The following is a 13,536-nucleotide window of genomic DNA, read 5'->3' as shown; positions in this document are numbered from 1 at the left end:
TTACGCGATGCTATCTGGAAGCTATCAAAGAATCCAGTTGAAATAGCACTACGCATCCATGCTGAGGATGCAGGCGGTGCCGCGTCGTATCGCCTCAATACCAAGGATCAAGCGATGTTGACTGGAGAGCATGAAATGAAGGAGTTATGGAATCCGGCACTGGGAGAGGCGGAAGCAACGTGGCAGCAGACAGCGCGAGCGCTGACTGCACAAGCCTTCGCCCCGCTGGCGGCAGAGATTGATCGCGACCAGCGCTATCCGGTCGAGCATCTGCCCAGGCTGCTCGATGCAAAGATCTCCGGGATGTTTGTCCCGAAAGAACTTGGAGGGGAGGGCGCAAGCCTGACCTCGGTTGTTGCCGTGGTCGAAGCCGTGGCCGAAGGTTGCGCCTCGACATCGGCCATCCTGGCCGCACTGGCGCTTGGCGCCTTTCCCATCCTGATTGGTGGCAGCGAAGCCCAGAAAAAGAAACTGCTCGGCGGCCTGGCCGAGCGCGGCGATGCCGTGAACTTCGCCCTGAGCGAGCGGGAGGCCGGCTCCGATCCGTCCGCGATCCAGGCGACTGCCGTGCGCGAAGGAGACGGCTGGCGAATCCGCGGCGAGAAATGCTGGCTGGGCAACGGCGGCCATTCCACGCACTTCATCTTGTTCGCCCGCACCGGCGGCGCCGAGTCTCGCAAGGCGATTTCGGCATTCATTGTGCCGCGCGACACCGAAGGCCTCGTCGTTGACTTCTTCGAGGACAAGATGGGCATTCGTGGGACCACCACGACCAACCTCAAGCTCGATGTCCGGGTGCCCGCCGACAGCATCGTCGGTGCAGAGGGGGATGGCCTCAAGCTTGCGCTCGCAACGTTGACGGTGGGCCGCGTCGTGGTTGCCGCGCAAGCGAACGGCATTGCGTTGTGCGCGTACCGGGAGGCTCGCCGCTATGCGGTGAACCGGAAGACGTTCGGCCAGACGCTGATCGATCATCAGGGCGTGGGGTTCAAGCTTGCGGACTCGGCGATGACGCTGTCCGCTGCGCGAATGTTCACGTATGAAGCCGCGCGCGCCTATGACGATGGCAAGGACATTGGCACGCTGGGCGCCATGGCGAAGCTCTACGCCAGCGAGGTGTCGCACACGGTGGTGGACGACGCCGTGCAGATTCTCGGTGGCCGTGGCTATGTGAAGCCAAATGTGGTCGAACGATGCTATCGCGATCAACGCATTGTGGAGATCTACGAAGGCACCTCTGAAATCCAACGGATCGTTCTCGCCCGCGCAGTAAAGAAGGCTGCCTTGGCGGAGATCCAGGAAGCCAGGTGAAGCCGGCAGATCAGCGCGATTCCTTTATCAAATCCAAGCCAGTCATTCTCATGTCAGCCATCCAGGAAAATTCAAACTCGTCCCCGGTTTCGCAAGCAGCCGGATGGCGCGCCGTTGCGGAGCTTTATCACGCCTTCTTCACCGGCATCGTGCTCTCGACGGTGACGCGCCGGGGTACGCCCGCGGCGGCCGAACTGGCCTACGAGATCTTCTGCCGGCAGCGTCAGGAGCGCTTCCTGCCAGGTCTGCGCAAGCTCGGCATCGACCAGTTGCCACCAGCGGTTGCGGCTGCGCAGTATCACTATCTGTCCAACCACATTGGCGGCGTCGCGGTGCAGTACATGTACGAGAACGACCGGAAGGCGTGGATCCGCTACAACGCGCCGCGCTGGATCTGGTCGGGGACGGCGCTGTGCGGCATCCCCTCGGAGGTCTCACGGGCGATGCTTGCAGGCTGGCATGCCCAGAACGGGGTGACGCTTGGCAACCGCCGACTCGGCTTCGTCTGCACCAAGCAGGCGGTCGACGGACAGTCCGGCCTGGAGGGCTACTACTACGAGTATGACCACGAGCTGGAGCCGCATGAGCGGCTGCGTTTCGCCCGCCATGAAGAAGCGCCCGATTTCGACGCGGTCGCGGCCCCGACACTCCCAACCGATACCTGGCCGCAAGCGAGGCTCGACAAGGCGAAGCGAAACTACGCAATGGAATACGTGCGTAAGGCGTTGCCGGTTGCCGTGAACCTGTGGGGGCCGCACGAGGCCGAACGGATGCTGAACCTGACTGCCAGGATGATCGGCATGCAGTTCTACCACGACATTGCCGCGCAGCTTGGCACCCCAATGGACAAGACCGCCGCAAGCTTTGCCAGGTTCATGCAGGGCCTGGCGACGGCGCAGGATGACGCCTGCGAGATCGGCGGCCTCGGCACGCAGGTCTATCAACGCGGCTGGACGCTGATGGATCCGGTAGCCGATGCGCACCCGTGCGTGGCCAATGCGTGGGCCGGCCTCCTTGAGGGCGCGCTCGCGGCCCATAACCATCGCCTGTTGCTGAAGACCAATGCGCGCAAGGGCGACGAAGGCTATGTCTTCGAGTGGTCGGTCGAAGGAGACTGACATGGCCCAGGCGAACAACACCGGCGCCGGTCTCGGCGCGCTGGCCGGCCTGCGGGTGGTCGACGCATCGCGCGTGCTGGCGGGGCCGTTCTGCGGGCAGATTCTGGGAGACCATGGCGCGGACGTCATCAAGATCGAAGCGCCGGACGGAGACGAATGCAGGGGCTTCGGCCCGCCGTTCGTGGACGGGACCTCGGCCTACTTTCGCGCCGTCAATCGCAACAAGCGCAGCGTGGTCCTCGACCTGAACGCCGAGGCGGATCGCCAGGTCTTCTGGCAGCTTCTGGAGACTGCCGATGTCCTCGTTGAGAATTTCAAGGCGAGTACGCTGAAGAGTTGGGGGGTCGACGATCCGGCCTCCATCACCCGTCGATTCCCGCGGCTCATCCATTGCCGGATCACGGGCTTTGGCGACGACGGGCCGCTCGGACAGCTGCCTGGCTACGATGCCGCCGTCCAGGCGATGACGGGGCTCATCAGCGTCAATGGCGAGGCCGGCGGCAGTCCGGTTCGGCTTGGCGTTCCGGTTGTCGATCTCACCACCGGCATGAACGCCGCCATGGCGGTCCTGCTTGCGCTCAACGCCCGTCATCAGACCGGCCGCGGGCAGCTTGCCGATGTGAGTCTCTACGACAGCGCGGTGTCGGTTGCGCACCCGTTCCTGACGAACCATCTCGCGTCCGGCGTGAATCCCAAGCCGACCGGGAACAGCCACGCGAACATTGTTCCGTACGACGTGTTCCAGACGAGCACGTGCCCGCTGTTCGTCGCGGTTGCCAATGACCGGCTGTTCGCCAGGCTATGCCGCGCCCTGGCTGTGGAGCACCTGTCGGCAGACCCGAGATTTGCCACCAACCGCCAGCGCGTGGTGAACCGGGACGCGCTGACGGCGGAGCTATCGGCAGCATTCTCCAAGGTTGATGGCGAATCGTTCGGCAAGGCGCTGCTGGCCCAGAACGTTCCGGCAGCGCCGATTCTCACCATTGCCGACGTGGCAGAGGCCCCGCACACGCTCCACCGCCGGATGGTGGTGCGCCAGGATGATTACCTCGGTCCGGGCATTCCGATCAAGCTTGCCGATACGCCGGCCGCCGTGCGCAACGGCCCGCCGGCGCTCGGCAACGTTGCAGTGAAGGAGGGTCGCGTAACGTCCCTTTGGAAATAACGATGCGCCAATGACGCGCTCAACATCAGGAGACAGAAGTGAAACGTTTCTATCAGGCATTGGTGTTTGGCACGAGCTTGCTCGTGGCTTCGGCTGCAGCTGCCGCGGATGCGTATCCCGGCAACAAGCCAATCAAGATCGTGGCGGCGTTCTCCACGGGCAGCGCAACGGACACCAGTGCGCGAATCCTGGCGGAAGAACTGCGCAAAGACCTGGGCGCCACCGTCATCGTGGAGAACCGTCCCGGCGCGCAAGGTGTTATCGGCACCGAGTACGCACTCAAGTCACCGCCGGATGGCTATACGCTGACGATCGCCAGCAGTTCCATCAACTCGATCAACCCCGGGCTGATCAAGAACCTTCCGTATGACGCGAATCGGGATTTCACCCATATCGCCAGACTCACGACGATGCCGGCGCTGCTTCTGGTCCGCAGCGATAGTGACATCCAGACGGTCGCGCAACTGGTAGAGAAGGGCAAGGGCGGCAAGCTGAACTACGGCTACGGTTCCCCGGGCGGCCAGGTCGCCGCGGAGGCATTCAACAGCGTGGCGGGCATCCGGGCCACCGGCATCTCGTACAAGAGCCAGCCGCCGGCGCTGACCGATCTCGCGGGAGGGCAGCTCGACTACGTGATCGGGGATCTCTCGGTCGCCACAACGCTGATGCGTGGCGGGAAGATCCGTGCGCTCGCGGTCAGCACGGATCATCGTCTTCCGGAGTGGAAGCACGTCCCGACGTTTGCGGAGTCGGGCTTTAAATCCTATGACCTGGTGTTCTGGGTGGGTCTCGCGGGGCCGGCGGGCATCCCGAAGGATATCGCCCAACGGCTCAACGCCGCCGTGAACAAGGCGCTGGCCCGGCCGGAGATCCGCGCGCGCTTCATGGGCATGGGGATGGAGGTGTCGCCCAACGGCCTGGACGCGCAGGAGCAATTCGTCCGCGCGCAGCAGCAGAGCTGGGGAGACCGTATGAAGCAGGCGAACATCAAGCCGGAATAGCGGCGGGTCGACGGGGCAGAAGGATGCACCATGCGAGCCGCATGCCGTTGTCGAGGCCCCGGGGGATGTCCGAACTCGAGCCCTGACGCCGAAACTGGCGTTGAAAAACCGCGAAAGCACGCTTCGAAACTTTCGGATAGGTGTCCCTGCAGCCCAAAAATATACTGGCGTCGATGACTAGAACCCCGGGTCCACCCGCGAACCCGGCGGCAAACACGGACGCAGGAGACACTTATGGACCAAGGCATCACCCGCCGCCGGTTTCTCGCAACGCTTGGCGCCTCTGTCGCGCTGGGCGGCACGATCGCCGTGCCAGCCCACGCCGAAGCCTATCCCGGCAAGCCCGTCACGATCGTGGTCGCCTTTGCGCCCGGCGGCATGACGGACATCGTCGGGCGCCTGCTTGCCGCAGAACTCAGCCAGTCGTTCAAGCAGAGCTTTGTCGTCGAGAACCGGCCCGGTGCCGCAGGCCAGATTGCGACCGAATACGTGGCCCGCAAGCCGGCCGATGGCTACACGCTTCTGCTCAGCGCCACCGGCCATGTCATCGGGCCTGCTGTGCAGAGGTCGGTCCGGTATCGTCCGGTGGCGGACTTCGAGCCCATCGCGCTGGTCGCCAAGGCACCGAATATGTTGGTGGTGAACCCTTCCGTTCCTGTCCATACGGTGCCCGAGTTCGTGAAATGGGCGAAGGCCCAGGGAAGCGTGCCTTACGGCTCAGCAGGCGCGGGTGGTTCGACCCACCTGGCTGGCGAGCTGTTCCGTCATATGACTGGCGCACCGATGGTGCATGTTCCGTACAAGGGCGCTTCCCCGTCGACGAACGCCGTGGTGGCGGGCCAGATCCCCGTGGTTTTCCAGGATTCGATGAGCGTCTCCGCATTCATTGCAGCGGGAAAACTCCGCGCCATCGCCGTGACCGGTCTGGAGCGAAGCAAGCTGTTCCCCAACGTACCGACCATTGCCGAGGCAGGCTACAAGAACTTTGACGCTTACACCTGGCTGGGTCTTTATGCACCCGCCGGAACGCCGCAGTCGATCGTCGCCAGGCTCAATGCTGAAGTGAATCGCATCATGGCGTCGCCTGACATGGTGGAAAAGCTCAAGCGGCAGAACGCAGAAGCGGCTGGAGGGTTGAACCCCGCGGAATTCCGCAAATACGTCGAAGCCGAGGTTGCCAAGTGGCAGAACACCGTGAAGGTGACTGGTGTACAGATCGAGCAGTGAGAACGTAATGGCTGACAGTAAAGAGCAAGGTGCCGACCACTACTATTTCCGTCGGCTGGCGGAAGGCGTGTTCGAGATTCCCCGCTGCCGGGAATGCGACAGGTATCACTTCTATCCGCGTGTCGTGTGTCCATTCTGCGGATCGGACGCACTGCAATGGACGGCGCCCTCCGGCCACGGCCGGGTCTACTCGACCACGGTGGTGCGCGGCAAAGAGACCCGTCACAACGTTTGCCTGGTGGATCTCGACGAGGGGCCGCGCCTGATGAGCCGCGTAGTCGGACTCGATGCCGACGCCGTGAAGATCGGCGCAAGGGTCAAGGCGCGGATCGAACAGAACGGCGAGGGGGCTCTCCTCGTGTTCAGCCCCGTTGGAGACGCGCAATGATCAAAGCAACCGACCGCGGCGGCGTGGCCATTCTCGGGACCGCGCTGGCAGGCCTCGGACACGCAGGCGGGCGTACCGAACAGGAGATCATCGCCCAGGCGGCCAGGGCCGCCGTGGCAGCCAGCGGGCTGCGCATGACCGATATCGACGGCATCATCACGTCGAGCCTGACTTCGCCGTGGTGGGTCATGCGCATGTCCGAGTATCTCGGCATTCGCCCGCGATTCTCCGACAGCACCATGTTCGGCGGCTCGTCCTTCATCGCCGATATCCGCATTGCGGCGATGGCCATCGAAGCCGGCGAATGCGAGAACGTGCTGATTTGCTATGGCAGCAATCCGCGCAGCATCCCGAGCAGTTCGCGGGTCAATGCCATGCGCGCGGAGCTCGATCCGCAACCGTACGAGCATCCCTACAAGCCATTCAATCCCGTTACCAGCTATGCGCTTGCCGCGGCCCGGCACATGCATGAGTACGGCACCACGCGCACGCAACTCGCTGAGGTCGCCGTGGCGGCGCGCAAATGGGCGCAGCTCAACCCCGATGCCTTTGCGCGCGATCCGCTGACCGTGGATGACGTTATCAACGCCAAGCTGGTCTCGGACCCGCTGACGGTGCGCGACTGCTGCCTGGTCACGGATGGCGCCGGCGCGTTTGTCGTGACGCGCGCCGACAGGGCCAGGGCACTTCACGCCAAGCCCATCTATGTGCTGGGGGTTGGCCATGCCCATTGGCACCGCCAGATCTCCTGCATGGACGACCTCACCCGCACGCCGGCCATCGACTCCGGGGCGAAGGCGTTCTTGCAGGCGGGGTTGACGCCAAAGGACATCGACGTCGTCGAGCTGTATGACGCCTTCACGATCAATCCCATTCTTTTCCTGGAGGACCTTGGCTTCTGCGCCAAGGGCGAGGGCGGAGCTTTCATTTCGGGCGGCCGTATCGAACCAGGCGGCGACTTCCCCATGAACACCAACGGCGGCGGCCTGTCCTGCGTGCATCCCGGGATGTACAGCATCTTCCTGGTCATCGAAGCCGTCACGCAATTGCGCAGGGAAGCCGCAGCGCGCCAGGTCACGGGCGCGCAGACGGCGCTGGTGCATGGCAATGGCGGCGTGCTGTCGAGCCAGGCGACCGCGATTCTGTCGGTAGATCAATAGGCGTCCCCGCGGCACAACTCCACTATTGCATTTGCCTCGCGGCCGGCGTTCCTGCGCCGGTCGGCGGCGCACCATTTCCGAGTATTGAGATGTCACCAGCTTCTGCATCCGTCCGTCTGTCCCCCACCGTAAGTTATGAAACGCATGCCGACATGGCCGTGCTGTGGCTCGACAACCCGCCGGTCAACGGCCTTGGCGATACCGCCCGGGCCGGCATCCATGCCGGGCTGACCAGGGCCCTGGAGGACGACCGCATTGCCGGCGTGGTGGTGGCAGGATCCGGCAAGCGCTTCTGTGGCGGTGCGGATATCCGGCAATTCAACACCCCGGCGGCGACGGCATGGCCCCTGTCCAGGGATATCCAGCAGCTCATCGAGACCTCGCGAAAGCCCGTGGTGGCCGCCATTCACGGTGTAGCGCTGGGTGGCGGACTGGAACTGGCGTTGGGCTGCCACTATCGCGTGGTGGCTCACGACGCGCGTCTCGGGCTGCCGGAGGTCAATATCGGCCTGGTTCCCGGCGGCGGAGGCACGCAGCGGCTGCCGAGACTTGTTGGCGCGGAGCGGGCACTGGACATGATCCAGGGTGGCGCTTCGGTCAACGGCAAGGTGGCGGTGGAGATCGGGCTGGCCGACGCGGCCACTGAAGGAAGCGGGCCGGTGCAAGACGCCCGCGAGGTCGTAGCGCTGGCGATTGATTTCTGTCGCAGCGCTGTGGAAGGGTCGAATGCGCATCCTGACCTTGCCGCGCGTGATGTCAATGGATCCACCGTCGATCTTGACGCCAGGCTTGCAGCGGTCAGCCGGAAGGCGCGTAATGCAACGGCGCAGAAGGCGGCCATTCTGTGTGTGAAGGCCGCCACGCAGTTGCCGTTCAACGACGGGCTTGCGTTCGAACGCGCACGATTCGAGGAACTGGTCGCGGGATCGGATTCGAAGTCCCTGCGCCATCTTTTCTTTGCGGAAAGGGAGGCGCCGAAGTTTGCCGAAGGAAACGGCGCCGCGCTGCGCCCGCTCGATCGGGTTGCCGTACTCGGCGCAGGAACGATGGGGGTGGGCATCACGATGTCCCTGGTCAATGCCGGCATCCCGGTCACCCTGATCGAGCGCGAGCAGGCTGCCATCGACCGGGGCATGGCCCTGATCCGACACAACTACGACGTCACGGCGTCGAAAGGCAAGCTGACTTCGGCACAGATCGACGCGCGCATGGCGCGCATCACCACGACGCTGGCATTCGATGCCGTTGCCGAGGCGGACCTGGTCGTGGAAGCGGTTTTCGAGGACATGGCGGTGAAGAAGGAGATCTTCCAGCGCCTGGACCAGGTCTGCAAGCCGTCGGCGATCCTCGCCACGAACACCTCAAGGCTGGACGTGGATGCCATTGCGGCATCCACGCAGCGTCCGGGTGACGTGATTGGCCTGCACTTCTTCAGCCCGGCGAATGTGATGAAACTCCTGGAGGTGGTGCGCGGCAGGGCAACCAGTGCGGACGTCATCGCCACCTGCCTGGCCATGGCCCAGCGCATCCACAAGATTCCGGTCCTGGTTGGCGTATGCGAAGGGTTCGTCGGCAACCGGATGCTGACCCCGTACTGGCGCGAGGCCGGATTCCTGCTGGAAGAAGGCGCGTCACCGCAGCAAGTCGACCGCGCGCTGACGAATTTCGGCATGGCGATGGGCCCGATGACCATGGCCGACCTTGCCGGCATGGATATCAACTGGGCAACGCGGAAGCGGCTGGCGCCGACCCGTCCCGCGCATCTGCGCTATTCCCGGGTGGCGGACCGCATCTGCGAGTTGGGCCGCTTCGGGCAGAAGACCCATGGCGGCTACTATCGCTACGAGCCGGGCAGCCGGACGCCGATTCCGGATCCGCTTATCGACGCGCTCATCGCAGACTGTGCCCGCGAGGCGGGCATCGTCAGGCGCGCGGTTTCCGACGAAGAAATCGTCGAGCGCTGCATGCTCGCCCTGATCAATGAGGGCGCCCATATTCTCGAGGAAGGCATCGCGCGGCGGGCGTCGGATATCGACGTCGTGTACGTGCATGGCTATGGGTTCCCGGCGTGGCGCGGTGGTCCGATGTTCTACGCCGAGACGCTGGGCCTGGAGAAGGTCCTGGCGCGAATCCTTGTCTTGCGAGACGAGCACGGGGCGCATTGGCAACCGGCTCCGCTCCTCGAGCGCCTCGTGGCCAGCGGCGCCAGGGCATTCGACAGCAGGCGCTGAACGGATGGATCGCGCTAGCGTGCGAACTGCGACAGCACCGTGCTGATCGCCGCCAGCCCGGACTCGATCATGTGCTGCATGTAGCTGCCCATCTGCGGCATCACCAGCGACAGCACCAGCAGGCCGCCGGAAAGCGTGACCGGAAAGCCCACCGCGAAGATCGACAACTGCGGCGAGGCGCGGTTGAGAATGCCCATGGCCAGGTTCAGGGTCAGCAGCGCGGCAATCATCGGTAGCGCCAGCAGCAGGCCGGAGGAAAACACCATGCCGCCGGCGCGCGCCACGGCGTGCCAGCCTTCGGCTGCCAGCGGCGTGGCGCCGATGGGCAATCCCTGGAAGCTGTCGACCAGCGTTCCCAGCATCAGCAGGTGCCCGTCCAGCGCCAGGAACAGCAGCATGGCGATGATGTTCAGGAAGCGCGACAGCACCATGGTCTGCCCGCCCGCGGCGCGATCGAAGAACGACGCGAAGCCCAGGCCCATCTGCAGCCCGATGATTTCACCGGCCACCTGCACCACGGCAAACACCAGCCGCATGGTGAAGCCCGTGGCCAGCCCGATGCCGACCTCGTTGAGGATGATGATCAGGCCTTCCCACGAATAGACCGGCACGACCGGCAGATTGGGCAGCGTCGGCGAGACCGCCATCGCGATGAGGGCGGCCAGCCCGATCTTGACGCGGCCGGGAATGGTGGACTCCCCGAACAGCGGCGCCGTGCCGATCAGCGCGAGCAGCCGGAACAGCGGCCAAAGGAAGGCCGCGATCCAGCCATAGAGCTGCGCGTTGGTAACTTCGATCACGGCAGGACGCTGGTGGCGGCAGGGATGGACAGAAGGGCGAGGGCGGCTGCGGGGTCAGTGCGCCAGGGCAGGAATGCCCTGGAGAACTTCGCGCATGTAGTCGACCATGGTGTTGATCATCCACGGGCCGGCCAGGACCAGCGTGGCGAACAGCGCCACCAGCTTCGGGATGAAGGTCAGGGTCATTTCGTTGATCTGCGTGGCGGCCTGGAACAGGCTCACCACCAGCCCGGCGGCAAGGGCCACCAACAGCGGCGGAGCCGCCAGCATCAGCGTCATCTTCATCGCGTGGGTCGCGATGGTCATTACGGTTTCCGGAGTCATGGCCAGGGGTCAGTCGGTCAGTCAGTGCGGGGTCAGTTCATGAAGCTCTGTGCCAGCGAGCCCAGCAGCAGTTGCCAGCCGTCCACCAGCACGAACAGCATCAGCTTGAATGGCAGCGAGATGGTGGCCGGCGGCACCATCATCATGCCCATTGCCATCAGCACGCTGGCAACCACCAGGTCGATGATCAGGAACGGGATGAAGATGGTGAAACCGATCTGGAACGCGGTCTTGAGTTCGCTGGTGACGAACGCCGGCACCAGGATGCTCATGGGCACCTCTTCGGGACCCTGCATTTCCGGCGCCTTGGCCATCTGCGCGAACATGGCCAGGTCCTTCTCGCGGGTTTGCTTGAGCATGAAGCCTTTGAGCGGTTCGGCTGCCTTGGCGATCGCGGTTTCCAGGCTGATCTTGTTCTCGGACAGCGGCTTGTAGGCGTCGTTGTAGACGCGGTCCAGCACCGGGCCCATCACGAAGAAGGTCAGGAACAGCGACAGGCCCACCAGCACCTGGTTGGGCGGCGACGAGGCGGTGCCGAGCGCGTTGCGCAGCAGCCCCAGCACGATGATGATGCGCGTGAAGCCCGTCATCATCAGCATGGCCGCCGGCAGGAAGCTCAGCGAAGTCAGCAGGACCAGGGTCTGGATCGACAGCGACCAGATCTGGCCGCCGCCGGGACCGGGCTTGCTGGTCACGCCGGGCAGCGCCTGGGCGAGCACGGGGGCCGGTATGGCGGCGAGCGCCAGCGCGGCAAGCAGCAGCGCGCCGCCCGTGGCCAGTGCGTGAAAATGCTGAGAATACGAATTGCGCCGCGACGTGGCGGCGCGCTGGGTGTTCATGGCTTGAAGTTTTCCTGCATCGACCGCAGCAGCTTTTCGGCAAAGCTGCCGCCGGAAATCTGGCCGCCGGGCCCGGAGGGGGCCGATGGTGTAGCCTGTCCTGCCGGCATGCTGTGCAACGTGCGGATCTCGCCCGCGCTCACGCCGAGCACGAGCCACGTGTCGCCGACCTCGACCAGCACCAGCCGCTGGCGTGCGCCGAGCATGGTGCTGCCGATCACCTTCATCATGCCCTGCGGTCCGTGGCGAACCAGGCCCGCGCGGCGCGCCGCCCAGGCCAGCCCGAGGATCAGCGCGATGACGCCGAACAGGCCGAGCCCGGCCTGCGCGAGGCTGCCGGCGCCGCTGATGGCGGGGGCACCGCCTTCGGCGGCGCTTGCCAGGCCAGGCACGCCGATCGCCGCAAGCGGCAGGACGGCACGCCGCAGGCGGGCGACGGCGTTCATTTGTTGAGCTTGCGGATGCGTTCGGACGGCGTGATGATGTCCGTCAGGCGGATGCCGAACTTGTCGTTCACCACCACCACCTCGCCCTGCGCGATCAGGTAGCCGTTGACCAGCACGTCCATCGGCTCGCCAGCCAGCCCGTCCAGTTCGACCACCGATCCCTGTGCAAGCTGCAGCAGGTTCTTGATGGGCACCTTGGTGCGGCCAAGCTCCACCGTGAGCTGCACCGGGATATCGAGGATCATCTCGATATCGTTGTGGAAGCCGCTTGGCGCTTCCTTGGCCAGCGGCTGGAAGACGGTGGCGGCGGCCGGGGTGGCAGCCGCTACCGGGGCTTCGGCCGCAGTGGCACTGGTCTGTTCAGCCAGGGCGCTGGCCCAGTCGTCCATCGGATCGACCGGCTTGTCCTCGATGCCGTCAGTCATGATCGGTTTCCTTGTTGGAATCGCTGTCTTGGTGATTGATCATTCGCTCTACCCGCAGCGCGTACTGGCCATTCATCGTGCCGAAGCCGCATTGCATGACGGGCACGCCGTTCACCTTGCCGAACACGTGCTCCGGCAGGTCGATCGGCAGCACGTCGCCGGCGCGCAGCGCCAGGACATCTGCCACGGTGCTCTGCACGTGGGTGAACTCGGCCACGACTTCCACATCGGCGGCGCGCAGTTGCGTTGACAACTGCGCAAGCCAGCTCTTGTCGACCTCCTTCTCGTCCTGCAGCGGATTCATCAGCAGGTCCTTGAGCGGCTCGATCATGGCGTAAGGCAGGCAGACGTGCAGCTGCCCGCCCACGGCACCGAGTTCGATGTGGAAGGCGGTGGTGATCACGGCCTCGTTGGCCGTGGCGACGTTCGCAAACTTGGTGTGCATTTCCGAGCGGACATATTCGGTCTCGATCGGATACACGGTGCGCCAGGCATTGCCGTAGCTGCTCAGCGTCATCTCCAGCATGCGCTGGATGATGCGTTGTTCGGTCTGGGTGAAGTCCCGGCCTTCCACGCGGGTGTGGAAGCGGCCGTCGCCGCCGAACAGGTTGTCGACCACCAGGAATACCAGGTTGGGGTCGTACACGAACAGGGCCGTGCCGCGCAGCGGCTTCATGTGGACCAGGTTCAGGTTGGTCGGCATCGGCAGGTTGCGCGCGAAATCGCCGAACTTCTCGATGCGCACGCTGCCCACGGTAATGTCCGCGCCGCGGCGGATGAAGTTGAACAGCGCCGTGCGCAGCGAGCGCGCAAAGCGCTCGTTGATGATTTCGAGCGTGTGCAGGCGTCCGCGGATGACGCGTTCCTGCGTGGCCAGGTTGTACGGCCGAACCCCGCCTTCGTCGGCGACGACGGGCTCGCTGGCCTTGGGCGTGTCGGCTTCGCCGGAAACGCCCTTGAGCAGCTCGTCTACCTCGTCCTGCGAGAGGAACTTGTCATAGGCCATCTGGTTTCCTGCCCCTTATGCTGCGGTGTAAATCGAACGGTCCATGTCTGCCTCAGCCTGCATGGCGGCCTGCTTGCAGGCGGGCGCGTGCGTGG

General features: G+C 64.6%; 14 protein-coding genes. 8 read left to right on the top strand and 6 right to left on the bottom strand.

The genetic code is table 11. From position 1 onward, the window contains the following. Nucleotides 1-135 precede the first annotated feature (135 nt). The 8 genes from ACIGJB_RS26520 (at nucleotide 136) to ACIGJB_RS26485 (ending at nucleotide 9,601) form a co-directional block, all read left to right on the top strand. Nucleotides 136-1,311 (top strand): acyl-CoA dehydrogenase family protein, encoded by a 1,176-nt coding sequence (locus ACIGJB_RS26520; protein ID WP_483734670.1) that lies wholly within the window; start codon nucleotides 136-138, stop codon nucleotides 1,309-1,311. A 50-nt stretch (nucleotides 1,312-1,361) separates the two neighbouring features. Beyond that, nucleotides 1,362-2,429 carry a hypothetical protein gene (locus ACIGJB_RS26515; protein WP_483732942.1) on the top strand — a complete coding sequence of 356 codons (1,068 nt, stop codon included), beginning with the start codon at nucleotides 1,362-1,364 and terminating at the stop codon, nucleotides 2,427-2,429. Between the two features lies 1 nt (nucleotide 2,430). Further along, on the top strand, nucleotides 2,431-3,594 hold the full coding sequence (locus tag ACIGJB_RS26510) for a CaiB/BaiF CoA transferase family protein (protein ID WP_483732941.1): 1,164 nt from the start codon (nucleotides 2,431-2,433) through the stop codon (nucleotides 3,592-3,594). Between the two features lie 38 nt (nucleotides 3,595-3,632). Further along, nucleotides 3,633-4,595, top strand: coding sequence for a Bug family tripartite tricarboxylate transporter substrate binding protein (locus tag ACIGJB_RS26505; RefSeq protein WP_483732940.1), 963 nt, complete (start codon nucleotides 3,633-3,635; stop codon nucleotides 4,593-4,595). Nucleotides 4,596-4,829: 234 nt separating this feature from the next. Then, nucleotides 4,830-5,822, top strand: coding sequence for a tripartite tricarboxylate transporter substrate binding protein (locus tag ACIGJB_RS26500; protein ID WP_483732939.1), 993 nt, complete (start codon nucleotides 4,830-4,832; stop codon nucleotides 5,820-5,822). Between the two features lie 7 nt (nucleotides 5,823-5,829). After that, the gene (locus ACIGJB_RS26495) at nucleotides 5,830-6,210 is read left to right on the top strand and encodes a Zn-ribbon domain-containing OB-fold protein (protein WP_483732938.1); all 381 of its coding nucleotides are present in this window, start codon (nucleotides 5,830-5,832) and stop codon (nucleotides 6,208-6,210) included. Next, nucleotides 6,207-7,370: a thiolase gene (locus ACIGJB_RS26490; protein ID WP_483732937.1), complete on the top strand. Its 1,164-nt coding sequence runs from the start codon at nucleotides 6,207-6,209 to the stop codon at nucleotides 7,368-7,370. The genes ACIGJB_RS26495 and ACIGJB_RS26490 overlap by 4 nt, the downstream gene beginning before the upstream one ends. An 89-nt stretch (nucleotides 7,371-7,459) precedes the next feature. Beyond that, nucleotides 7,460-9,601, top strand: coding sequence for a 3-hydroxyacyl-CoA dehydrogenase NAD-binding domain-containing protein (locus ACIGJB_RS26485; RefSeq protein WP_483732936.1), 2,142 nt, complete (start codon nucleotides 7,460-7,462; stop codon nucleotides 9,599-9,601). A gap of 14 nt (nucleotides 9,602-9,615) precedes the next feature. On the opposite strand, the gene fliR is transcribed toward ACIGJB_RS26485, so the two are convergent. From fliR to fliM, 6 genes are read right to left on the bottom strand one after another with little or no spacing between them, the layout of a single operon-like run. Further along, entirely contained in the window at nucleotides 9,616-10,401 is a 786-nt protein-coding gene (fliR, locus tag ACIGJB_RS26480) for a flagellar biosynthetic protein FliR (RefSeq protein WP_483732935.1), read from the bottom strand. A 54-nt stretch (nucleotides 10,402-10,455) separates the two neighbouring features. Next, nucleotides 10,456-10,725, bottom strand: coding sequence for a flagellar biosynthesis protein FliQ (gene fliQ, locus ACIGJB_RS26475; protein ID WP_211947569.1), 270 nt, complete (start codon nucleotides 10,723-10,725; stop codon nucleotides 10,456-10,458). A gap of 32 nt (nucleotides 10,726-10,757) precedes the next feature. Further along, the gene (gene fliP / locus ACIGJB_RS26470) at nucleotides 10,758-11,564 is read right to left on the bottom strand and encodes a flagellar type III secretion system pore protein FliP (protein WP_483732934.1); all 807 of its coding nucleotides are present in this window, start codon (nucleotides 11,562-11,564) and stop codon (nucleotides 10,758-10,760) included. Further along, on the bottom strand, nucleotides 11,561-12,010 hold the full coding sequence (gene fliO, locus ACIGJB_RS26465) for a flagellar biosynthetic protein FliO (RefSeq protein WP_483732933.1): 450 nt from the start codon (nucleotides 12,008-12,010) through the stop codon (nucleotides 11,561-11,563). The genes fliP and fliO overlap by 4 nt, the downstream gene beginning before the upstream one ends. Further along, a complete protein-coding gene (gene fliN / locus ACIGJB_RS26460) occupies nucleotides 12,007-12,435 on the bottom strand; it encodes a flagellar motor switch protein FliN (protein ID WP_483732932.1) in 429 nt (142 codons plus the stop codon). Before fliN ends, fliO begins: the two co-directional genes overlap by 4 nt. Further along, on the bottom strand, nucleotides 12,428-13,441 hold the full coding sequence (fliM, locus tag ACIGJB_RS26455) for a flagellar motor switch protein FliM (protein WP_483732931.1): 1,014 nt from the start codon (nucleotides 13,439-13,441) through the stop codon (nucleotides 12,428-12,430). Before fliM ends, fliN begins: the two co-directional genes overlap by 8 nt. Between the last annotated feature and the right edge of the window lie 95 nt (nucleotides 13,442-13,536).

It is taken from the genome of Cupriavidus sp. C2SS-8b (assembly GCF_057073745.1).
The sequence above is the reverse complement of the archived record's forward strand: the minus strand, read 5'-3'. Positions and strand labels throughout refer to the sequence as shown.

Excerpts from the sequence above, each read along its gene's own strand:
- ACIGJB_RS26520 (WP_483734670.1), top strand. The coding sequence starts at position 136 with ATGAAGGAGTTATGGAATCCGGCACTGGGAGAGGCGGAAGCAACGTGG.
- ACIGJB_RS26510 (WP_483732941.1), top strand. The coding sequence starts at position 2,431 with ATGGCCCAGGCGAACAACACCGGCGCCGGTCTCGGCGCGCTGGCCGGC.
- fliM (WP_483732931.1), bottom strand. The coding sequence starts at position 13,441 with ATGGCCTATGACAAGTTCCTCTCGCAGGACGAGGTAGACGAGCTGCTC.
- ACIGJB_RS26500 (WP_483732939.1), top strand. The coding sequence starts at position 4,830 with ATGGACCAAGGCATCACCCGCCGCCGGTTTCTCGCAACGCTTGGCGCC.
- ACIGJB_RS26490 (WP_483732937.1), top strand. The coding sequence starts at position 6,207 with ATGATCAAAGCAACCGACCGCGGCGGCGTGGCCATTCTCGGGACCGCG.
- fliP (WP_483732934.1), bottom strand. The coding sequence starts at position 11,564 with ATGAACACCCAGCGCGCCGCCACGTCGCGGCGCAATTCGTATTCTCAG.
- ACIGJB_RS26495 (WP_483732938.1), top strand. The coding sequence starts at position 5,830 with ATGGCTGACAGTAAAGAGCAAGGTGCCGACCACTACTATTTCCGTCGG.
- fliN (WP_483732932.1), bottom strand. The coding sequence starts at position 12,435 with ATGACTGACGGCATCGAGGACAAGCCGGTCGATCCGATGGACGACTGG.
- ACIGJB_RS26515 (WP_483732942.1), top strand. The coding sequence starts at position 1,362 with ATGTCAGCCATCCAGGAAAATTCAAACTCGTCCCCGGTTTCGCAAGCA.
- fliQ (WP_211947569.1), bottom strand. The coding sequence starts at position 10,725 with ATGACTCCGGAAACCGTAATGACCATCGCGACCCACGCGATGAAGATG.
- fliO (WP_483732933.1), bottom strand. The coding sequence starts at position 12,010 with ATGAACGCCGTCGCCCGCCTGCGGCGTGCCGTCCTGCCGCTTGCGGCG.
- ACIGJB_RS26485 (WP_483732936.1), top strand. The coding sequence starts at position 7,460 with ATGTCACCAGCTTCTGCATCCGTCCGTCTGTCCCCCACCGTAAGTTAT.